Origin of the sequence: Marisediminicola sp. UYEF4, assembly GCF_040546025.1 — a bacterium.
Classification (GTDB): Bacteria; Actinomycetota; Actinomycetes; order Actinomycetales; family Microbacteriaceae; genus Marisediminicola.
Genome location: NZ_JBEPNA010000001.1, coordinates 197,911 through 220,889, shown reverse-complemented (window position 1 = coordinate 220,889; position 22,979 = coordinate 197,911). Strand labels below are relative to the sequence as shown.

Here is a 22,979-nt window from a genome sequence, read left to right as displayed (position 1 = left end):
ATGGAGTGTCACCCCGCCGCGTGGGCGCGCGCTGCCGCGGTGTTAGTCGCCTTCTGCGGGTGCGTTAGTCGCCTTCTGCCGGGGCGGTCTCGTCCGCGGCCGGGGGATCGGTGAGCACGTAAACGAACCCGTCGATCTTGACCTTGCCGCCACCGCCGTCATAGGTGATGTCGAGCGCCTCGACCAGAAAGAGACGAGTGCCGTATTGCACCTTCTCAACGAACGCCAGGAGTGCCACGGGATCGCCGGTGAACTCGACGGAGATGGGCACCGCGACGAAGTTCTCCGGTGCCGGAGCGGCCGTTTCTGTGTCGGGAGCGACCGTTTCTGTGTCGGGAGCGACCGCCGCAGTGTCGTCACTCTCCTCGGGCGCCGGTGCCTCCACAGGTGCCAGGGCCGCCGCGGCTTCGGCGGCTGCGCCGAACTTCTCGGGGACCCCAGCCGTAATCGATGTCAGCTCTACCGCACTCTCGGCAGCTAAGGCGTTCAGCTGTCCGAGCAGGGTGGAGACCTGGGCATCCGGCGGAAGCGCAGCCTCCAACTCGTCGAGCTGCTGGGTGAGTGCGGGAAGGTCCTCATCCAGTTCCTTGAGTTTGACGAGAGTCTGCTCATACGTCGCATTGAGCGTTTCGACGCCGACGCGTTCCTCATCGGCGGCGCGCGCTTCGGCGAGCTGCGGCTCCATGCCGAGAATCCAGCCGAGTGCCACGAGCAATGCCATCACGAGTACCGCTCCTGCGGTCCACCATCGAGTGATCGTCATGTCACTCCTCCTCTTCGTTCTGGAATCGCAGCGAGTAGGCCTCGTCGTTCACAAGCAGTTCGAGGCTGACGATGTAGCCGTCCGCCGGGCTGCCCGCCACTGTGGCGGGCGGGGCGATTCCCGCGAAACCCGTGATGCCGGCGAGATCATCGAACCAGGCCTCGACATCCGGCACCGTCACGCTCGTCGCGGTGATGGTGATCGTGGCAACCGCTGCCTGCTGCAGCGGATTTTCGACCGCCTCCGCTCCCTCGGCCGCGACGACGGGGGCAATCACCAACTGGGTCAGCCCTACTCCATCGGGCAGTGTCGTGCTGACCTCGTCGAGGTAGGCTCTCCAATCGATTTCGGTTGTGGTTGCCAGAGCGCGCGCGGCAATGGCCGCGTCGACCTTGTTGGCGATCTGCCTGGCCTCGGCGAAATCGAGCTGGCGGGCCAGCAGATCCAGGCTGCGGTCGCGTTCGAGCTGCAGCACGGTCTGGCTCGTGATCGAGCGGAGGGTCGCGTACCCGACGCCGCCCGCCACAATGACGGCCACCGTCACGACAAGGATGACGAGCATCCGCACCACAGCCTTGCCCTTGTAGGCGGCCCTGACTTCGGGTGGCAGCAGGTCCGCGCGAGGGGTGCCGCCAATCGCGAGCGGTGCGGAAGCCGCTTTCCGCCCGGACGAGGACTTCGGTGCCTTGGACGCCTTTGGAGTCTGAGGCTCCTGTGCCTCCTTGGCCGGCGCTTGGGCTGTCGCGGTCATGCTGCCCTCCCCAGGACGAGTCCGAGTGCTACTGCTGCGCGTGCGGGCGAGCCCGCCAGCTGCTTGGCATCCTTGCCGAGTTGGACCTTCGCGAAGGGGTCGGCGATGGTGACGGTCATCGAGGTCATCGACGCCAGCGTCTCGGCGAAGCCAGGCAGGCGGGCCGCCCCGCCGCTGAGCACGACGTGCTCGACCTGCCGATTTTCTCGAGTATTCGCGAAATAGTTCAGGGTGTTGCGCAAACTGTTGAGCAGCTCCCTGGTGACCTCGTAGATCACCTCGACCGCCGGTCGGTTCTCGGGCAGCACGCTCCCGTTCGCCATGCCGATGCCGGCCTTGACCCGTTCGGCCAGCTCGCGGTCGATACCGAGTCGAGTGATGAGTGCGCGGGTCAGGTCGTCGCCCCCTGCCGGAATGATTCGCACAAACTGGGGCACACCACCGGTGGAGATGACGATGTTGGTGGTCGTCGCGCCGATGTCGATCACCGCGGCGGTGCCGGGGATGTCGGCGCCTATCGAGCGCTGCAGCGCGAAGGGGATGAGGTCCACGTCGACCGGCCACAGGCCCGCCTTGCGCACCGCGTTGACGTTGGCCAGCACGGATGCCTTGACCGCAGCCACCAGAAGCCCACTGACGGCAGGCCCCGTTTCGCTGGCGACCTCGGCGACGGGGTAGAAGTCGAGCAGCGCCTCGGCGACGGGTACGGGGATCAGATCCTGAACCTGAAACGGCAGCGCTTCGCGGATGCTTTCGATCGAACCACGCGGCACGACGAGGTCGCGCGCCAGCACCTTCTGATTGCCGAGTCCAATCACGACATCGCGGGTGCGGAACTTGCCCTCGGCCCACAGTTGCTTGAGGGCCGTCGCGACCGTGTTCTCCTCGACGACCTCGCCGTTGCGGACAGCGCCCTCCGGCAGAGTGACCTCGTGATAGCGCATCACCACCGGCCGCTTCTTTGCGACATACTCCAGCTCGATGCCGCGAAGCACCTCGTTGCCGATGTCGAGTCCGACTATTCGTGTCGCCACGTCGTTCCCCCTAGACCAATCCGAACAGTGCCAGATACGCGGTCGCGATCTGTTCTCCAGCAAAAATCCCCACCCAAGCCCCCACAATCATCCAGGGGCCGAACGGAATGGCGGTGCGGCCGGTCGCGCCGCGCGTCATCACGAGCACCAGACTAAAGAGTCCACCGAGCAGAAAGGCGGCGAACGCGCCCACCGCGAGCGGACCCCAGCCCAGCCAGCCGAGGAAGAGTCCGATGACGCCGGCGAGCTTGACGTCACCGAATCCCATTCCGCCTCGATACAGGCTTGCCATCGCGAAGTAAGCCACGAAGAGACTGAGTCCACCGACCGCCATCGTGAGCAGCCGCTCCGGCGCACCCGCGGTGAGCGCGGCCGCCGTGAGCAGCACCGCTGCGACCGGGTAGGCCGGCAGCACGATGCTGTTGGGCAGGCGCTGGGTGTCGAGATCGATGAGGGCAAGGGCCACGCTGATTGCGGCGAAATACAAGAACGCCACGAGCGCGAGAATCGTCGCCACGATCTGTGCCGTTCCGCCAGCTCCGGTTGCCACCGTGGCGAGAACGAACCACGCGACCGCGGCGAAGAACAGGGCTGTTCCCAGCTCGACCAACGGGTAGCGCGCGGAGATCGGAGCACGGCAATCACGGCATTTGCCGCGCAGCACCAGCCAGGAAACGACAGGCAGGTTGTCGAGGGGTCGCACTCGAGCGCCACAGCTTCCGCAGGCACTCGGCGGCGACACGATCGATCGCCCGGCCGGCACCCTGAAGATCACCACATTGAGAAACGATCCAATGAGGCTACCGAAAACCCCGACGCCGACCGCGATCATCAGCTCAGCTCTCGAAAGCTCACCCTGCCACCCAGCTTCGAGCTGGTCAGCACGAGGATGGGAGGAAGGCTCGCGTCGAAGTTCACCCCGGTCACTCCCACCGGCACGTAGGTGAGCTGCGCCTGCTGCCGAAACTCCATGGTTCCGCCATAGAGCTGCCCGCGCCAGTTGTTGCGGTCGCTGATGATCTTGCACGGTGTGTAGGCCATCGCGGCGATGGTCGGCGCGATGTCTGCCTCGTTGGTGAGGGTGATGGTTCCGACCGGGGTGGCAGGGTTGACGACGGCCGGGCACGTCGGCTGCCCGGCCGGAGTGGTGTAGTTGTCGGGAACCATGAACCACAGGTAGCGGGTGGCAGACGAGTTGGTGGTGGCGACGAGCTTGTCGACGTTGAACTTCCAGGCGATGAAAGTGATGTTTGCGCTCAACTGGATGTTTCGGATGTTGTTCTGAAAGTCCAGGCCAGCAGCACCGCACGAGCGGGCATCGACCACGATGTTGCCGAGGCTGGCCGATTGTGCATTGAGGGAGTCCCAGAAGGCATTCGAGTTGCCGATGTTGCAGCTGCTGGTCGACGGCCAGGTGAGCACGGTGTACCCGTTCCACGCGGTCGGGTGCGGGTATGGGATGTCGGTCCAGTCCGGAACCCTCGGAATCGGCAGCGGCGCAAGCCCGGTGAAGTTGGTGCTCGTCGTGCCATCGATGGCACCGCTTCCGGTGACGGCGACCGTGCCGCTCGATACCACGTTGCCCTGCACACGGCCGCCACTACCGACCTTGACCGAGTTGCTGGATGTTCCCGGAAGCGAGACGCTCCCCTGCACGAGGTCGTCAATCTGCACATTTCCCGCAGAATTAACGCTTCCTCGAACCTCTCCGATTCCGCTCCTCAGTTTGACGACATCGCTGCCTGCCGCGACGCCCTGACCAAGTGCGATGACGTCCTTCTTCACCACGGTGCCGGTCCCGCCGATGTCGACGTACTTGGACACATGGATTGCGCCGTTGACGTCACATCGATTGAGCTCGATGTAGCCGTTGGCCAGGAGCACGCTGCCGTCGATTGTCGCGCCGTTTTCGCACACGACGTTGCCGTTCTTGATCTGCACGTCAGCCGCGATGCTCGCGCTCGAGGAGTTGAGCACGAAGTTTCTGAAGACGCCCTCCATCGTGTAGGCGTAGACGGCGGGCTGGATTGCCGGTGCGGGCACGTAGATCGGCACGTTCGCGTAGACGGCTTCGACTGTGCGGCTGTCGCTCGGCGACGCTCCGGTGACCGTCGTATTCGCGGCGTAGCCGGTGGCCGTGATCTTGATCAGCGTGGCCGCGTTCGTCGGGCATCCGGTCACCCAGATCGGGTTGACCGAGTTGATGGAGTGCTTGAGTTCGTACTTGTAACGCGGAACGGTGGTCGACTCGAACGTGGTCACGCATCCGCTCTGGATGGCGACCAGCGCACGATCCACGCCTGCCTCCGCGGCGGCTCTCGCCTGAACCCCCGCGCGCGTTGAACTTGTCACGCCGAGGCCGTTGATCGTGGCGGTGACGACGGTGACGCCGATCACGCTCGTGACGAGCGCGAGGCCCAACACCGCGAGCATGGTGCTGCCCCGCTCGTCGCGCTGAGGGAATAGTCGGTTCAGGTTCAGAAACATATCGGGCTGTCCGCTCCTGCTGGTGGTGGTTGCCGGCTGGATGCCGACGTCTTGATGAGAACCGCTTTGCTGGTGCCGTTCTTGGATTCGAACGTGAGGTCGATTCGCCGGGCAGTCAGTGCGAATACCGGAGCAGTGCCGGAAACCTTCACGTCGGCGTTGAGCACGGTCCAGGTGGCCAGCTGCGCTGCGGTGGGAGCCGCAATGGCCGTTGCCGATTGCTTCCACCGGATCTCGCCGTTGCCGAAGTACCAGGCGTTGCACGCCCAGACGGGCGCCGCGGCCGAGCCGACCGAGCGGGTCATCAGCAGTTGGGTGCCCGACGACGGGGCGGTGAGATTGATGTTGCTCGAGTTGCGCACGCCGTTGGTCACGGACTGGGCCACGAGTTGGCCCGTGTTGGTCGCGCTGTTGACTCCGCGCACCGTGCGCTCGGCATTGACCGAGTTGAGGAAGATGCCGCCGACGATGAGCAGCACGACAACGGACAGGCCAATGTAGACGAGAAGTTCGACGAGAGTAAAACCGTCGTCCGAGTCCTTCACGGCGCCGCCGTCTTGACGTAGAAGAGGGTCGTGGCGTCGGCGAGCGGCTGGGTGACTCCCGTTCGGGTGACCCAGACGCGCACGCTGACGACTCCCGGATAAGTTGTGGGGCACGCGGCGACCTGGCGGTGCGGCTGGTACACGGTGCCGCGCTCGTCGGTCGATGCTGCCGGTATGGCGTCGTCGAAGACACTGACTTCGGAGCAGGTCGTGCCGAGCTCGCGAAGCTTGTCGAGCTGCTGGCCGGCGAGCTGGCTCGCGGTGGCGATTGTGGTGGTTCGCACCGACGTGCTCATGCCCTGGATGAGAATCGGCAGAAAGGCTGTGGCGAGAAGGGCAAGAAGGAACATCGAGATGATGATCTCGACGAGGCCGATGCCAGCTTCGCGGATTTGCGTCTCGCGCACAGCGGGTGTCATCGGTTCTCCTTTCGTCTGCACGTCGATAGATGAAAAGTCGACGGAACGCCCGTAGGGCGCCCCGTCGACTACTCGATTTTGACTAGACGCAAGCCCCGGCAACAACGCCGCCAGTGTTCGTGATCGAGAAGGGCTTATCACCCGTGCTCGTGCTGACCGCATCAATGCAGAATGCCGGACCCACGCCACTCGCGATCGTGACCGACGCCACGTTCGACGACTTCACGAAGTCGAGGAGCGTAATATCGGTGGTCCCGAGCGGCTCGTCGACCAGGTAGCTGACGTAGGCAACCTTTGCATTGGCGAGGTCGGACTTCGCAGCCGAGTCCTTCGCCTTGTCCTGCTGGCCGAGGAAGACGGGGATGGCGATCGCGGCGAGGATGCCGATGATGATCACGACGACGAGGAGCTCGATGAGGGTGAAGCCCTTTTCGTCGTTCCTGATGCGCTCGTTGCGAGCCTCGAAGGCCTTGGTGAGTGAAAGCATGTGCGGTTCCAATCCTGTGATGTGTGAAGTGATGAACAGGTGGCCCCCGGTTGTGTGCCCCCTGAGAGCAACTCTGACAGCCGGCCCCAAGGCTGTGTATCCCCCCTACGGGGCGAAACAGCCCCCAGAACACGGGGCACAACGGCCTATTCGATGAGAGTGAAGATGCTGAAGATCGGCAGGTAGAGCGCCACGATCATGCCGCCGAGCACGACGCCCATGAAGGCGATCATGAGCGGCTCGATGAGTGCCGTGAGCTGCTCGGTGGTGGATTCGACCTCTTGGTCGTAGAAGTCGGCGATCTTGCCCAGCATCGTCTCCAGTGCGCCCGAGTCCTCCCCCACCGAGATCATCTGGGTGACCATCGACGGGAAGATCGATTCCTCGGAGAGCGGTCCCGAGACCGTCTTTCCCTGGCGCACCGACTCCTGCACCGCGATCAGCGCCTTCTCGATCACATAGTTGCCGGAGGTCGAACCCACAATCGAGAGCGCCTGCAGAATGGGCACGCCCGACTTCATCATCGTCGAGAAGTTCCTCGTGAATCGCGCGATCGCGATCTTGGTCATGAGCGCGCCGAAGACCGGCAGCTTGAGCTTGATGGGATCGACGACCTTGCGCACCCGCTCGGTGTTCTTGTTCCTCGCCCACCAGAACGAGAACGCGACGAGCACGACAACGAGCACAGGGCCGAGCCATTGCAAAATGCCCGACAGCCAGACGAGGACGAGGGTGGGCAACGGAAGCGTGCCCCCCAGGCCGTCGAACATGGTCTCGAACACCGGCACGATGAAGATCAGCATTCCGACGACGCCCAGCAGGGCCATGATGAGAACCACCACGGGGTAGGTCATCGCCGACTTGATGGTGCCGCGCAGCTTGACTTCCTTTTCGTAGTTGTCAGCAATCGATTCCAGCGATCCCTCGAGGAAACCGCCCGTCTCGCCCGCCCGAACGAGGTTGATCATGAGCGGGGGGAAGATCACCTCGTGTTTCGCGAACGCCTCAGATAGCGATGCGCCGGCCTCGACGTCCAACCGAACCCGGTCGAGCGTCTTCTTCAGGGTCAGATTCTCGCTCTGGTCCGTGAGAATCGTCAGCGCCCTGATCAAGGAAAGACCGGCAGAGATCATGGTGGCCATCTGCCGGCTCATGACGGCGAGGTCCTTGAGACCAACCCGCTTCTCGAATAGCCCGCCGAGGGAGATCTCCTTGTTCAGACCGGCCCCACTCCCCGCCGGAGCAATCGACGTTGGCGCAATACCCATAGTCCGCAGCCGCGAGGCGACGGCGGTCTCGCTGGCGGCATCCACCTTGCCCTTGACGATTTTTCCCGACGAGTCGCGCCCCTTGTAGGCGAAGCTGGTGGCGGTAGCCATGGCCTACTCGCGCCCGGCGGAGTAGCGGTCGCCGAAATCAATGCCGCCGGTCATGCCGCCACCGTCCTGGGTTTCCTGTCGGGAGATGAGGCGCTTGAGCGTCTCGTCGTCGTGGCACTTCTCATACGCCGCCCGCACGGTGATCTGGCCACTGTTGACGAGCTCGGCGAGGTGCTGGTCCATCGTGAACATGCCGTGCTCGCGACCGGCCTGCATCGACGAGCTGATCTGGTAGGTCTTGCCCTCGCGGATGAGGTTGTTGATGGCGGGCGTGGCCACGAGCACCTCGGTCGCGACGACTCGGCCCTTGCCGCTCGCTCTCTTGATGAGCGTCTGGCAGACGACGCCCTGCAGGGTGGCGGCGAGCTGCGCCCGCACCTGGCCCTGCTGGTGCGGCGGAAAGACGTCGATGATGCGGTCGATCGTCTGGGCGGCATCCTGCGTGTGGAGGGTCGCGAACACGAGGTGCCCGGTCTCCGCCGCCGTCAGCGCGACCGACACGGTCTCGAGGTCGCGCAGCTCGCCGACCAGGATCACGTCGGGGTCCTGGCGCAGCACGTGCTTGAGCGCGGCCGCGAAGCTGTGGGTGTCGTTGCCGACCTCGCGCTGGTTGACGAGCGACTTGTGGTTGCTGTGCAGAAACTCGATCGGGTCTTCGACCGTCATGATGTGGTCGGCGCGCGTGCGGTTGACGAGGTCGACGAGCGCGGCGAGCGTGGTCGACTTGCCCGACCCGGTCGGGCCGGTGACGAGCACGAGGCCGCGGGCGAGCTTGGCGAACTGGGCGACCGTGTCGGGAACGCCGAGATCAGCGAGCTGCTTGATCTCGGTCGGAATGATGCGGAACGCCCCGCCGATCGCGCCGCGCTGCTGGTAGAAGTTCACCCGAAAGCGCGCGTTCTCCGAAATCGTGTAGGCGAAGTCGAGTTCGAGGAGCGTGTCGAACGTCTCCGCCTGCGCGGGCGTCAGGATGCTGCGCAGCGCCGAGGTGACCTTGTCGATGTTCCACGGGGTCGTGAAGGCCCCGGGCACGAGTCCGCCGTCCATGCGCAGCATCGGCGGTGCGTTCGTCGTGACGTGGAGGTCGGATGCGTTGGTGCGCAGCACCTCTTCGAGCGCCAGGATCAGGTCGGGGTCGGGTCCGTCGGTGGTCGGGATGACGGCGCGGCGGCGGGAGCGCGTGTTCGCCTCGTCGAGGTTCGGGAACGCGAGGGTTGGCGGCATGACCGCCTCGTCGACGATCTGTGGGCGCGGCGGCTGGTAGTCCGGTTCATCGGCAGCCGAGAGGGTGTAGACGGGCATGGCGACGGGGACCTCCTCGTCGGTCATCTCGTACACGGGCGGCGGCGCGAGCACCGCCGGCACGAGAGCGGCCGGGATCTCGAACTTCGGCTCCTCGTGGGGAGCCGGCGTGTAGACCGGCTTCGCGAACATGGTGCTGCTCTCAACGACCGGCAGCTCGTACACCGGGGCGCCATAGCCCGAGTCGGTGGGCGGGTTCGCGTTGCTCACCGGGCCGCTGTGGGCCGGCGGCGGCGGGAAGCCCCACGACTTGTTGCCCCCGGTCACCGGAATCTCGTACACAGGCTTGTCCATAGTCATTTCCCCCCGTGGCCTAGGCCACTACCCTCAAGATTTCTTCGATCGATGTGTATCCCAGCTTCGCCTTCGACCAGCCGTCCTCCCGCAGCGTGAGCATCCCCTGCTCGCGTGCGGCCCGTGCGATGTCGGCCGCGGATGCCCGGGCGACGGCGAGCCTCTCGATCTCCTCCGAGACGATCATGAGTTCGTGGATGGCGATGCGTCCGCGGTAGCCCGTGTTCGAGCAGTGCGTGCATCCGACCGGCTGGTGAAGAGTCGGAACCGGTGTCGACGGGTCGTAGCCGACCCGCAGATTGATGAGGTCTTTCGCCTCGGGCTCGTAGGGCACCTTGCAGCGGCTGCAGAGCCGGCGCGCGAGGCGCTGAGCAACGACGCAGTCGAGCGCGGAGCCGACCAGGAACGGCTCGATCCCCATCTCGGTGAGCCGGGTGACGGCGCTCGGGGCGTCGTTGGTGTGAAGGGTCGAGAGAACGAGGTGGCCGGTGAGCGAGGCCTCGATCGCGATCTGCGCGGTCTCGTGGTCGCGGATCTCACCCAGCAGCACGACATCCGGGTCCGAACGCAGAATCGAGCGCAGCGCGCTCGCGAACGTCAGCCCGGCCTTGGGGTTCACCTGCACCTGGTTGATGCCGGCCATGCGGTACTCGACCGGGTCTTCGACGGTGATCACGTTGATCTCCGGACGCGAGACGGTGTGCAGCGTCGTATAGAGCGTCGTCGACTTACCCGAACCGGTGGGGCCGGTAACGAGGATCATGCCGTACGGCTTCGTGTACGAGCTGCGGTACGCCTCGGCGTTGCGCTCGAGCAGGCCGAGGTCGCTGAGCTTCATGTCGGACTCGGCGTTGTCGAGAATTCGCATGACGATCTTCTCGCCCCACACCGTGGGCAGTGTCGCAACGCGGAGGTCGATCTTGCGGCCGGCGTGCATGACCGACATGCGGCCGTCCTGAGGCTTGCGACGCTCGGCGATGTCGATGTCGCTCATGATCTTCAGCCGTGAGATCACGCCGTTCTGGATCGACTTCGGCGCCCGCTGCATCTCGTGCAGCACGCCGTCGATGCGGTAGCGCACGCGCAGGTCGCGTTCGGCCGGCTCGATGTGGATGTCGGATGCCCTGTCTTGGATGGCCTGGCTGACGATGAGGTTCACGAAGCGCACGATCGGCACATCGTCGTCGACGGCGTCGCCGAGGCCATCGGTGTCGACCGGGCCGCTCTCCTCTTCGAGGGCGTTGGTGAGGTCGCTCAGCTCGCCGTCGGCGCGGTAGTAGCGCTCGATCGCGGCGAGCAGGTCGACCTTCTCCGCGACGACCGGCATGACGCTCATCCGCGCGGCTGCGCGCACATCATCGAGGGCGAACACGTTTCCGGGATCGACCATCGCGAGAAGCATCCGGCCGTCTTCGATGGCGATCGGGAGCACGTTGTAGCGGCGGCAGACGCTCGCGGGAACGACGCTGATGGCGACGCGGTCGACCTGGTACTCAACCAGCTCGACGAAGGGAAGATTCAGTTTCTCAGCGAGCGCGGACGCGAACTGCGCCTCAGACACGATTCCCTGGGCGACGAGAGCACGAACGAGTGGTTCGTCGTCTTCGTCTGCCGAGAGGTTGTCGAGGTGCTCGATCGGCAGTACACCGCGAACGATGAGGATGTCTGTCAGGTAAGCCACAGATCCCCCTTGGGTTATAGTTCAGCCCCGCCAGAATTCGGGTCTGGCGTCAGCATATGGGGGACAACGTTCGTGTATACCCACTTGAGTTCCTAGCTAACCGGTTGATCGGGCACGGCACCATACCCGCAAGGTGGGGGTACGCGGGGGCAGTGTCACGTTGTGCACGCTTCTGCCCCGTCGCAGGTAGAGCAGGTCGCGCAGCGACCCCGTCAAAACCGGCCCTGTGCGGCTCGCGCGGGTGTTGTTCACTCATGCTGGTGCGATTACGCCCGCGGGGCTGAACAGCGTGCGCATGAGCGTCACACGGGGCTCCGCGAAACACGAAAGGCCCCCGCATTTCTGCGGGGGCCTTCGTGGTGCGGACTACTGGTTACAGGTAGGTACCGGGCGTGTAGTCGTCCGAGCTGAAGCTCTCGAAGTCGACGAACGACAGGTCGGACTCGCTGAACACGGACTCTTCGGTGAAGATCCGGTTCGGGTAGCGCTCGGCCTTGGCTTCTTCCGTCGCCTCGACGCTCACGTTGCGGTACTTCGGGAGACCGGTTCCGGCCGGGATCAGCTTTCCGATGATCACGTTCTCCTTGAGACCCATGAGCGGGTCGGACTTGCCCTCCATGGCGGCCTGCGTGAGAACACGCGTGGTCTCCTGGAAGGATGCGGCCGACAGCCACGACTCTGTTGCGAGCGAGGCCTTTGTGATACCCATGACCTCCTGGCGGGCCGAGGCGGTCTTCTTGCCCTCGGTCAGCGCGGCGCGGTTGATCTCGTTGTACTTGAGACGGTCAACGAGCTCACCCGGCAGCAGGTCGGTGTCGGCGTGGTCGACGACGGTGACCTTGCGGAGCATCTGGCGAACGATGACCTCGATGTGCTTGTCGTGAATCGGTACACCCTGCGAACGGTAGACACCCTGCACTCCACCGACGAGGTGCTCCTGAACCGCACGAACACCGCGAACCCGGAGAACTTCCTTCGGGTCGATCGCGCCGATGTGCAGCTGCTGTCCGAGCTCGACGTGCTCGCCATCCTCGATGAGGAGGGTCGCGCGCTTGAGCACCGGGTAGGCGATCGCTTCGTCACCGTTGTCGGGAGTCAGGATCAGCTTGCGGCTGCGGTCCGTGTCCTCGATCGTGATGCGTCCGGCGGCCTCGGCGATCGGGGACGCACCCTTGGGGGTACGCGCCTCGAACAGCTCGGTCACGCGGGGCAGACCCTGCGTGATGTCGTCGGCGGAAGCGATACCACCCGTGTGGAAGGTACGCATGGTGAGCTGCGTTCCGGGCTCACCGATCGACTGGGCCGCGATGATACCGACGGCCTCACCGATGTCGACGAGCTTGCCGGTGGCCAGCGAACGGCCGTAGCAGGCCGCGCACACACCGACGGCGGACTCACACGTGAGCACCGAGCGAACCCGGGCGTGCGTGACTCCGGCGGCGATGAGCTCCTCGATCAGAACGTCTCCGATGTCGTCGCCGGCCTTCGCCACGACCTTGCCCGACGCGTCGACCGCGTCTTCGGCGAGGCTGCGGGCGTAGAGGGTGCTCTCGAAGTTCGGGTCGAGGACCAGCACTCCGTTCGCATCCGGCGTCGCAACCGTGAGGTTGAGTCCACGGCTGGTGCCGCAGTCGTCCTCGCGGATGATGACATCCTGCGACACGTCGACGAGACGACGCGTGAGGTACCCCGAGTCGGCCGTACGGAGGGCCGTGTCGGCCAGTCCCTTGCGGGCACCGTGCGTCGCGATGAAGTACTCGGCGACCGAGAGTCCCTCGCGGTAGCTCGAGATGATCGGGCGAGGGATGATCTCACCCTTCGGGTTCGACACGAGTCCACGCATACCGGCGATCTGGCGAACCTGCATCCAGTTCCCACGGGCACCGGAGGTGACCATGCGGTTGATCGTGTTGTTCTCGGGCATGTTCGCTTCCATCGCCGTGGCGACTTCGGCGGTGGCCTTGTTCCAGATCTCGATGAGCTCCTGGCGACGCTCGGCGTCGGTCGTGAGGCCCTTCTCGAACTGCGACTGCACCTTCGCGGCCTGCTTCTCGTAGCCACCGATGATCTCGCGCTTGTTCGGCGGGGTCAGGATGTCGGAGAGCGCGACGGTCACACCGCTGCGGGTCGCCCAGTAGAAACCGGCGTCCTTGATGCGGTCCAGCGCCGCGGCGACCTCGACCTTGGGGTACCGCTCGGCGAGATCGTTGACGATCGCGGAGAGCTGCCCCTTGTCGGTGACGGCCTCGACGTACGGGTAGTCGGCGGGGAGCGTCTCGTTGAAGAGAGCGCGACCCAGCGTCGTCTCGGTGGTGATCGTCTTGCCGGCAACGTACCCGGCAGGCTCCTCCCCCTCGGCGAAGACCACGTCGGACAGACGGATGCGCACCTTCGCGTTGATGTCCAGCGAGTGCTGGTCGAACGCGAGGATCGCCTCGGCGACCGAGGAGAACGCGCGGCCCTCGCCGACGACGCCTTCCTTGAGGGTCGTGAGGTGGTGCAGACCGATGATCATGTCCTGCGTGGGCAGGGTGACCGGGCGGCCGTCCGACGGCTTCAGGATGTTGTTCGACGCGAGCATCAGGATGCGCGCCTCGGCCTGGGCCTCGACCGACAGCGGAAGGTGGACCGCCATCTGGTCGCCGTCGAAGTCGGCGTTGAACGCCGCACACACGAGCGGGTGGAGCTGGATGGCCTTGCCCTCGACGAGCTGAGGCTCGAACGCCTGGATACCCAGACGGTGAAGGGTGGGCGCGCGGTTCAGCAGCACGGGGCGCTCGCGGATGATCTCCTCGAGCACGTCCCAGACCTGCGGACGCGAACGCTCGACCATGCGCTTGGCACTCTTGATGTTCTGCGCGTGGCTGAGGTCGATGAGGCGCTTGATCACGAACGGCTTGAACAGCTCGAGCGCCATCTGCTTGGGCAGACCACACTGGTGCAGTTTGAGCTGCGGGCCGACGATGATGACCGAACGGCCCGAGTAGTCGACGCGCTTGCCGAGCAGGTTCTGGCGGAAACGACCCTGCTTGCCCTTGAGCATGTCGCTCAGGGACTTCAGGGCGCGGTTGCCGGTACCCGTGACGGGGCGGCCACGACGACCGTTGTCGAACAGCGCGTCAACGGCCTCCTGCAGCATCCGCTTCTCGTTGTTCACGATGATCTCGGGGGCACCGAGGTCAAGGAGGCGACGGAGGCGGTTGTTGCGGTTGATCACGCGACGGTAGAGGTCGTTGAGGTCGGAGGTTGCGAAGCGGCCACCGTCGAGCTGCACCATCGGGCGCAGCTCCGGCGGGATGACCGGGACGACCTCGAGCACCATGGCGGCCGGCGAGTTGCCGGTCTGCAGGAAGGAGTTGACCACGCGCAGTCGCTTGATCGCGCGGATCTTCTTCTGGCCCTTGCCTTCGGCGATCTGGAGGTGGAGCGACTCGCTCTCCGCCGCCAGGTCGAACGCCTGCAGGCGCTTCTGGATCGCTTCGGCGCCCATGTAGCCGCTGAAGTAGATGCCGAAGCGGTCCTGGAGCTCGTGGAAGACAGCATCCTCCGCCTTGAGCTCGCCGACCTTGAGGCCACGGAAGTCGTCCCAGACGCGCTCGAGGTGGGCGATCTGCTCGTCGAAGCTCTTGCGAGCCTGACCCATCTCCTTCTCGGCTGCATCCTTCGTGCGACGCTTCTGGTCGGCCTTGGCACCCTCGGCCTCGAGTGCGGCGAGGTCGACTTCGAGACGTGACAGGCGCTCGGCGATGCGCGAATCGCGCTGTCCCTCGAGGGCCTTGATCTCGAGCCGGAGCTCGTTCTCGAGTCCGGGCATGTCGGCGTGACGTGCCTCTTCGTCGATCGAGATGATCATGTACGCGGCGAAGTAGATGACCTTCTCGAGGTCCTTCGGCGCCATGTCGAGCAGGTAACCGAGACGGCTCGGCACACCCTTGAAGTACCAGATGTGGGTGACCGGTGCGGCGAGCTCGATGTGGCCCATGCGCTCGCGGCGCACGGAGGACTTGGTGACCTCCACGCCACAGCGCTCACACACGATGCCCTTGAACCGGACTCGCTTGTACTTGCCGCACGAGCACTCCCAGTCACGGCTCGGCCCGAAGATCTGCTCTCCGAAGAGACCATCCTTCTCAGGCTTCAGCGTGCGGTAGTTGATCGTTTCGGGCTTCTTGACCTCACCATGCGACCAGCGACGGATGTCGTCGGCGGTAGCGAGACCGATTTTGATTTCGTCAAACGCGTGAACGTCGAGCAATGTTTACTTCTTTCCTTGGAAAACGAAAGTCTTTATCGGGCCGGGCTTTAGATGTCGTCGATGGACGAGTTCTCAAACCTGGTGGAGATGTTGATGCCGAGTTCCTCGGCGGCACGGAAGACCTCGTCGTCCGTGTCGCGCAGGCTCACCGCGCTGCCGTCGGCCGAGAGCACCTCGACGTTCAGGCACAGCGACTGCATCTCCTTGATCAGAACCTTGAAGCTTTCCGGGATGCCGGGCTCCTGGATGTTCTCGCCCTTGACGATCGCCTCGTACACCTTGACGCGGCCGAGGATGTCGTCGGACTTGATCGTGAGCAGCTCCTGGAGTGCGTAGGCGGCGCCATAGGCCTCGAGGGCCCAGACCTCCATCTCTCCGAAGCGCTGTCCACCGAACTGTGCCTTACCACCCAGCGGCTGCTGCGTGATCATCGAGTACGGTCCGGTCGAGCGAGCGTGGATCTTGTCGTCGACGAGGTGGTGCAGCTTGAGGATGTACATGTATCCGACTGCCACGGGCTGCGGGAACGGCTCACCGGAACGGCCGTCGAACAGACGGGCCTTTCCGGACGAGTCGATCAGGCGGTCGCCGTCGCGGGTGAGCGTGGTCGAGTCCAGGAGGCCCTCGATCTCGGCCTCCAGCGCGCCGTCGAACACCGGGGTGGCGACCTTCGTGCCGGGAGCGGCGGAGAACGCCTCTTCCGGAAGGTTCGCTGCCCACTCGGGCTTGCCCTCGACCTCCCAGCCCTGCTTCGCGACCCACCCGAGGTGGGTCTCGAGAACCTGGCCGAAGTTCATTCGTCCCGGGATACCCAGCGGGTTCAGCACGATGTCGACGGGGGTTCCGTCGGCGAGGAACGGCATGTCCTCGACCGGCAGGATGCGGGAGATGACGCCCTTGTTGCCGTGACGACCGGCGAGCTTGTCACCCTCGGTGATCTTGCGCTTCTGGGCGATGTAGACGACAACGCGCTGGTTGACGCCGGAGCCGAGCTCGTCGTCGTTCTCGGTGTTGAACTCCTTGACGGCGATGATCGTGCCCTGCTCGCCGTGGGGAACCTTGAGCGACGTGTCGCGCACTTCGCGGCTCTTCTCGTTGAAGATCGCGCGCAGCAGGCGCTCCTCGGCGCTGAGCTCGGTCTCGCCCTTCGGCGTGACCTTGCCGACGAGGATGTCGCCGGGGCGGACCTCGGCGCCGATGCGGATGATGCCGCGCTCGTCGAGGTCGGCGAGCAGCTCCGGGGAGACGTTCGGCAGGTCGCGAGTGATCTCTTCCTTGCCGAGCTTCGTGTCGCGGGCATCCACTTCATATTCTTCGATGTGGATCGACGACAGCACGTCGTCCTTCACCAGGTTCTGGCTCAGGATGATCGCGTCCTCGAAGTTGTAGCCCTCCCACGACATGAACGCCACGAGGAGGTTCTTGCCGAGCGCGAGCTCGCCGTTCTCGGTCGCGGGACCGTCGGCGAGGACCTCGCCGACCTCGACGCGGTCACCCGCGCTGACGATCACGCGGTGGTTGTAGCTCGTGCCCTGGTTGGAGCGGTCGAACTTGCGAAGGTAGTAGTCCTGCGTGCCACCCTCGTCGAGCATGACGGTGACGACGTCGGCGGAGACCTCGGAGACGACTCCGGCCTTGTCGGCCGTGAGCACGTCGCCGGCGTCGATGGCCGCGTAGCCCTCCATGCCGGTTCCGACGAGCGGGCTCTCGCTGCGCAGCAGCGGGACGGCCTGGCGCTGCATGTTCGCACCCATGAGGGCGCGGTTTGCATCGTCGTGCTCGAGGAACGGGATGAGCGAGGTCGCGACCGACACCATCTGGCGCGGGGAGACATCCATGTAGCCGATGTCCTCGACCGGGATGAGGTCGACCTCTCCGCCCTTCTTACGTGCGAGCACGCGAGGGTCGGCGAAGTGGCTGTCCTTGGTCAGCGGGGCGTTGGCCTGCGCGACGACGAACTCGTCTTCCTCACTCGCGGTGAGGTAGTCGATGTCGGTTGTGACCTTGCCGCCGACAACGCGACGGTACGGGGTCTCGATGAAGCCGAACGCGTTGATGCGTGCGAACGACGCGAGCGAACCGATCAGGCCGATGTTCGGGCCTTCCGGGGTCTCGATCGGGCACATGCGGCCGTAGTGAGAGGGGTGGACGTCTCGAACCTCGACGCCGGCGCGCTCACGCGACAGGCCGCCGGGCCCGAGGGCCGAGAGGCGACGCTTGTGGGTCAGGCCCGCGAGCGGGTTGTTCTGGTCCATGAACTGCGACAGCTGGCTCGTTCCGAAGAACTCCTTGATCGCGGCGACGACGGGGCGCACGTTGATCAGGGTCTGCGGCGTGATCGCTTCGATGTCCTGCGTGGTCATGCGCTCGCGAACGACGCGTTCCATGCGGGACAGGCCGGTGCGCACCTGGTTCTGGATGAGCTCTCCGACGGCGCGGATGCGACGGTTGCCGAAGTGGTCGATGTCGTCGATGTCGAGACGGATGTCGACGGCCTTGCCCTCGCGGACGCCCTCGATGGTCTTGCGCTCGTCGTGGAGTGACACGAGGTACTTGATCGTCGCAATGATGTCGGAGACGGTCAGGACCGAGTCGCTCAAAGCGGCTTCGATACCGAGCTTGCGGTTGATCTTGTAGCGACCGACCTTCGCGAGGTCGTAGCGCTTGGAGTTGAAGTAGAAGTTGTCGAGGAGTGCACGCGCGGCCTCGGCGGCAACCTGCTCTCCCGGACGGAGCTTGCGGTAGATGTCCTTGAGCGCCTCATCCTTGGTCAGGATGTTGTCCTTCTCGAGGGTGAGCTCGATCGAGGCGAAGCCCTTGAACTCCTCCATGATCTCTTCGCTGGTCAGGCCGAGCGCCTTGAGGAACACGGTGACCGACTGCTTGCGCTTGCGGTCGATGCGAACGCCGACCTGGTCGCGCTTGTCGATTTCGAACTCGAGCCAGGCACCGCGGCTCGGGATGATGCGTGCGGAGTAGATGTCCTTGTCGGAGGTCTTCTCCTGCGCGCGGTCGAAGTACACGCCGGGGCTGCGCACCAGTTGGGAGACGACGACACGCTCGGTGCCGTTGATGATGAACGTTCCCTTTTCGGTCATCAGGGGGAAGTCACCCATGAAGACCGTCTGGGTCTTGATCTCACCCGTGAGGTGGTTCATGAACTCGGCCTCGACGTAGAGAGGAGCGGAATAGGTCTTGCCGCGCTCCTTGCACTCGTCGATCGTGTACTTCTCCGGCTCGAGCTCCGGCTTGGCGAAGGAGAGCTGCATCGTCTCGCCGAGGTCCTCGATGGGGGAGATCTCCTCGAAGATCTCCTCGAGTCCGCTGCGGGTCGGCAGATCCTGGCGACCGGCGGCCTGCGCGTCAGCGACGCGCGTCTTCCACAGGTCGTTGCCGACGAGCCAGTCGAAGCTCTCGGTCTGCAGTGCGAGCAGATCGGGAACCGTCAGGTTGTCAGTGATCTTGGCGAACGAGAGACGCGATGCGGTGCGTCCGTTCTTGAGTGAATTGCTGGTGGTTGCGTTTTTCGCAGCAGCCAAGGAAATAACCTCCGGTGGGCCGTTGGGCCAGTTACAGTCGGTGTGATTGTTGCTTCGCAGGATGGCTGTACGAGACGTGTTCGTACAGGCAATGCCGACCGCAATATGAAGGCGTGGGGTACTGGAAGCGCAAGGATCAAGCATAGGCCTCTTTGGCGCGCCGTGTCCACTCGTTTCTTGACCTGATTCTCGGAATCGGTTATAAGCACTGCGAACTCTCAGCGTGGGGAGGGGTGCTGCGGGGCGGAGCGGATGCCGGCCGAGAGCGCATCCGCCGACTCCACGCCCCCCATCGGCCGAGGAGTGTCCCCTCGCGCCGAGAGCGCCTCCTCGCGCCCAGCGTGCCTGCTGCAACAGGCACACTCGGCGACGACGAGCACACTCGGCGAACAGGTTGCGGAATGCCGTCTGGCCGGTCAGTAAACCAGCGGCACCGGCACACCCTCCATCGCCGCGACCGGCGCATGCCCGGCGACTCGACCGACACCGCCGCAGCAGAGCCCGCGGATGCCGGGAGTCACCACGACTCCCGGCATCCGCCCGCCCGGTTCTACAGGTGCGACCCGAAGACCTGCGCCGCGACGAGCGGCTTCACCACACGCTCGAACGGCTTGTCGACGAAGTACTCCTTGAGGCGGTCGTCGAGCAGCTCGTTCGCGATCCCGGCCATGACCATCGACTGGTCGAGCGAGAGGTAGCGGTCGGCGACCGTGCCGCTCTCGGTCGCGACGGCGTCGTAGAAGCCGCCGGGACCGTAGGCGCCCAGCTCGCTCTTCATCGCCGCGAGGTTATCGAGGGCGCCCGCCTTGTCGTACGGCAGGGCGAGGAACGACGCGTGCGCCGTGACCACTCCGTCGCCGAAGGTCGGGTCGGGGTTGGTCGCCTCGCGGCATCCCTCGTAGCCCTTGTCGACGTCGGTCTTCTCGGCATCCGAGCCGTAGCCGTCGGAGCTGATTCCGATCTCCTCGACGCCGTACTCCCGGTACTCGGCGAACGGGTCGCTCGCGGGCGAGAAGCCCCAATAGCCGTAGCCGGCCTCGTCGAGGCCGTGCTCCTTCTGGGCGCGCACGGTGGCCGGGTGGTTGACGGCCCAGGACTTCTCGCCCCAGCTCGACTCCGGAACGAACAGGTCGGGCATGAGCGCCTCGAACATGCTGCCGCCCCACGCGGGAACGAGCGACATGCCGCGGTATTCGTAGGTGCCCTCATAGACGGGGACACCGAGGTACTCGCGCGTCACGCCGGTCGGCTTCTGCTCCTGCCAGGAGTAGTCGCAGCCCTGCTCCGGCATTGTGCGCCAGGTTCCGTAGTAGGACTTCTCGGGGATGTCGCCCTTCGCGATGCCGATGTAGGTCGCGATCCGGGCCTCGCTCACGGTCGTGTCATACCAGTGGCAGGTGTAGTACAGCTCGCTGGTGTCGCCGCCGTAGTTGCCGGGGATGTTGCACCCGGGCGGCGGCTGCACCCAGAATCCGCCGCGGTTGAGGCCGACGGTCGGGCGCGCGTCGAGGTCGTGGAAGTAGGCGAAGTCCATCTCGTCGTAGAGGGACTGCGCCTGCGCGGCGAGCTTGGGCTCGGCCTCGACGACGACGCGGAGCGCCGACGCGAGCCATCCGTTGTCCACCGTGCTGACGAACGGATAGACCGGATCGCCCGAGCTCGGCCACGTCGTGAGCTTCGCGCCGTCGGTCGGCGAGTACCAGTTGTAGTACATCCCGCTCGGCTCGTGCCGCTCGAGTGCGGCGATCGACGCGAGCGTCTTCTTCATCCGCTTGAGGGCGTCCTGCTTGCCGATGATGCCGAGGTCTCGCGCCGAGACTACCGACCACAGGTATCCGCCGATGTTGGTGGGACTGGTGAATCCGCTCGGGGCGGTGAGGTCGCCCTCGATGTTGTCGGCCGGCAGCCCGGTGTCGGGGTCGGTCATCGCGTCGAGCGATGCCCAGGTGTCGGCGGCGTAGGTTTTCAATGTGGCGTCGTCGGCGGATGCGACGGGCGTGCCCGGGGCCGCCGGCTTTCCCGCGTTGGCGGTGGCGGCCGGGGCGATGATGAGCGCCCCCGCGATGAGTGCCGTGACCGTGACGACGGCCCGGCGTCTGACTGCGAACATGCGAAACTCCCTTGTTTGCTCACGTCAGGGTCACACAAAAACTTAACACCTGCAAGGTTTCTGATGGATTGGGGCGAGGCTGGGCGGCGGATGCTGGGGCGGCGACGGCAATGGCCGGGGTGGCGGCTAATGCTCGGGGGCGGGGGCGGCAATGGCCGGGGTGGCGGCTAATGCTCGGGGGCGGGGGCGGCAATGGCCGGGGTGGCGGCTAATGCTCGAGCGTGCCTGTTCGTGCCGAGCGTGCCTGTTCCACCGGGCACACTCGACGGAAGCGAGCACACTGGGCGAGCGCGAACGCGAGCCGTCTCGGCGAGCGCGGTCATGGGCACTACCCGTGCTCACCCGCGGCCCAGCGCAACGGGCACACCGGGCGAGCGCGACTGTTGACTCGGTCAAGCACGGTGCCAATTCGCGTCGAGCGTGCCTGTTCGCGTCGAGCGTGCCTGTTCGTGCCGAGCGTGCCTGTCCCACCAGGCACACTCGGCGTCAGCGGCCTCACTCGGCGGCCGCGAGCCGCCTCGGCGAGCGCGGTCACGTGCACTGGTCACGCGCACTACCCGCGGTCACGCGCACTACCCGCGGTCACGCGCACTACCCGCGCAATGCCCGCTCAGCCACCACAGTCGGCGAGCGCACTCACGCGAAGTACCCGCGCGCTGGGCATCCGCGGTCCCCGCATTCGTGAAACGCGGGACGAGCGCGCAGTCGCTGGCGGTGTGCCACCGGCAACTTCGCGTGCAGCCCGCGTCGCGCGGGAACACCCGCGCGACGGACGTTAGCTGTTATCGCGACCATCCCCGGCGCCGCCTCGTGCCCCGCGACCACCACCGGCTCGTCGAGCGCACTGCGCACTGCGCACTGCGCACTGCGCACTGCGCACGAATCCCAGCGCGCGGCTACTCCCCCGGAGCCGGAGTCACCTCACCCGCCCGCGCGGCGTCCCGCTTCTTCCAGGCGAGCGCGGCGAGCGCCTCCCAGATCAGCCCATGCGCGTTATTGACGGTCACATCGGCGTGGTCGTACGGCGGGCTGACCTCGGTGACGTCCATGGCGATCACGTTCGTCTCGAGCACGATCTGGCGCACCATGCGCAGCAGGTCGATGGGTGCGAATCCGCCGGGCGCCGGCGTTCCGGTCGCGGGCGCGAACGCCGGATCGAGCACATCGATGTCGATCGACAGGTACACCGCATCCGCCCGCTTCCGCGCCGCGGCGATCACGTCGGTCATCACGGAGCGAACCCCGCGCTCCCAGAACTCCTGCATCATGAAGTGCTTGAGGCCGTTGTCGCGCATCCACTTCTGGTCCTCCTCGCCGGGCCAGTATCCGCGCAGGCCACACTGGATGAAGTTCGGCCCGGGGATGGCGCCCGACTCGATGAGGCGGCGCATGGGGGTGCCATGGCTCGCAAGGTTGCCCTCGATGATGTTCGCGGTGTCGGCGTGCGCGTCGAAGTGGATCATGACGACGTTGCCGTAGCCGTGGTGCTCGGCGACGGCGGTGGCCGCCGGCCAGGTGATCGAGTGGTCGCCGCCGATGACGACGGGAACGATGCCGCGACTCGCGACATCCTGAACCCGGTCGTACACGGCCCTCTTTGACAGCTCCCACATTCCGTGGCTCGTGACGGCGTCGCCGTAGTCGACGACCTCGAGGTGGTCGAACATCTCGATGCCGAGGTCGAGGTGGTAGGTGCCGGGATCGTAGGCACTGGCGCGCAGCGAGCGCGGGCCGAACCGGGCACCGGGGCGGTTGGTGGTGTTGTCGTCCCACGGCGCACCGACGATCGCAACGTCGGGCTGCCACTCGTCGAGCTGCTGCGGCTCGGTGAGCAGGGGCCGCATACCGAACGTCGCCGGCCCGACATAGGACTGCGCGTCGAGCTGCTTGCGGAGGCCGGCGGGAATGTCGCGCTTGGGAGCTGTCATGCACG

15 protein-coding genes are annotated in these 22,979 nt (G+C 65.4%); all 15 read right to left on the bottom strand.

Annotated elements, in window-relative coordinates:
- Positions 1–64: 64 nt before the first annotated feature.
- A complete protein-coding gene (locus ABIB15_RS01040; protein WP_354474583.1) occupies positions 65–763 on the bottom strand; it encodes a type 4a pilus biogenesis protein PilO in 699 nt (232 codons plus the stop codon).
- A gap of 1 nt (position 764) precedes the next feature.
- Complete coding sequence (locus ABIB15_RS01035) at positions 765–1,514, bottom strand: PilN family protein (protein WP_354474581.1); 750 nt, start codon at positions 1,512–1,514, stop codon at positions 765–767.
- Positions 1,511–2,548: a type IV pilus assembly protein PilM gene (gene pilM, locus ABIB15_RS01030; RefSeq protein ID WP_354474580.1), complete on the bottom strand. Its 1,038-nt coding sequence runs from the start codon at positions 2,546–2,548 to the stop codon at positions 1,511–1,513. The genes ABIB15_RS01035 and pilM overlap by 4 nt, the downstream gene beginning before the upstream one ends.
- Positions 2,549–2,558: 10 nt before the next feature.
- Positions 2,559–3,380 carry a prepilin peptidase gene (locus ABIB15_RS01025; RefSeq protein ID WP_354474578.1) on the bottom strand — a complete coding sequence of 274 codons (822 nt, stop codon included), beginning with the start codon at positions 3,378–3,380 and terminating at the stop codon, positions 2,559–2,561.
- Positions 3,380–5,035, bottom strand: a complete 1,656-nt coding sequence (locus tag ABIB15_RS01020; RefSeq protein WP_354474577.1) for a hypothetical protein — start codon at positions 5,033–5,035, stop codon at positions 3,380–3,382. Before ABIB15_RS01020 ends, ABIB15_RS01025 begins: the two co-directional genes overlap by 1 nt.
- A complete protein-coding gene (locus tag ABIB15_RS01015; RefSeq protein WP_354474576.1) occupies positions 5,026–5,580 on the bottom strand; it encodes a PilW family protein in 555 nt (184 codons plus the stop codon). Before ABIB15_RS01015 ends, ABIB15_RS01020 begins: the two co-directional genes overlap by 10 nt.
- A complete protein-coding gene (locus tag ABIB15_RS01010) occupies positions 5,577–5,999 on the bottom strand; it encodes a hypothetical protein (protein WP_354474575.1) in 423 nt (140 codons plus the stop codon). Before ABIB15_RS01010 ends, ABIB15_RS01015 begins: the two co-directional genes overlap by 4 nt.
- Positions 6,000–6,081: 82 nt before the next feature.
- On the bottom strand, positions 6,082–6,486 hold the full coding sequence (locus ABIB15_RS01005) for a type IV pilin protein (RefSeq protein ID WP_354474574.1): 405 nt from the start codon (positions 6,484–6,486) through the stop codon (positions 6,082–6,084).
- A gap of 146 nt (positions 6,487–6,632) precedes the next feature.
- Positions 6,633–7,865: a type II secretion system F family protein gene (locus ABIB15_RS01000; RefSeq protein WP_354474572.1), complete on the bottom strand. Its 1,233-nt coding sequence runs from the start codon at positions 7,863–7,865 to the stop codon at positions 6,633–6,635.
- A 3-nt stretch (positions 7,866–7,868) separates the two neighbouring features.
- Positions 7,869–9,461 (bottom strand): type IV pilus twitching motility protein PilT, encoded by a 1,593-nt coding sequence (locus tag ABIB15_RS00995; RefSeq protein ID WP_354474570.1) that lies wholly within the window; start codon positions 9,459–9,461, stop codon positions 7,869–7,871.
- A 19-nt stretch (positions 9,462–9,480) separates the two neighbouring features.
- Positions 9,481–11,142 carry a GspE/PulE family protein gene (locus ABIB15_RS00990; protein WP_354474568.1) on the bottom strand — a complete coding sequence of 554 codons (1,662 nt, stop codon included), beginning with the start codon at positions 11,140–11,142 and terminating at the stop codon, positions 9,481–9,483.
- 373 nt (positions 11,143–11,515) lie between these two features.
- The gene (locus tag ABIB15_RS00985) at positions 11,516–15,397 is read right to left on the bottom strand and encodes a DNA-directed RNA polymerase subunit beta' (protein WP_354474566.1); all 3,882 of its coding nucleotides are present in this window, start codon (positions 15,395–15,397) and stop codon (positions 11,516–11,518) included.
- Positions 15,398–15,444: 47 nt separating this feature from the next.
- Positions 15,445–18,936 (bottom strand): DNA-directed RNA polymerase subunit beta, encoded by a 3,492-nt coding sequence (rpoB, locus tag ABIB15_RS00980; protein WP_354474564.1) that lies wholly within the window; start codon positions 18,934–18,936, stop codon positions 15,445–15,447.
- A 550-nt stretch (positions 18,937–19,486) separates the two neighbouring features.
- Entirely contained in the window at positions 19,487–21,046 is a 1,560-nt protein-coding gene (locus tag ABIB15_RS00975; RefSeq protein ID WP_354474562.1) for a glucoamylase family protein, read from the bottom strand.
- Positions 21,047–21,942: 896 nt separating this feature from the next.
- Positions 21,943–22,974, bottom strand: coding sequence for an agmatinase (gene speB / locus ABIB15_RS00970; protein ID WP_354474560.1), 1,032 nt, complete (start codon positions 22,972–22,974; stop codon positions 21,943–21,945).
- Between the last annotated feature and the right edge of the window lie 5 nt (positions 22,975–22,979).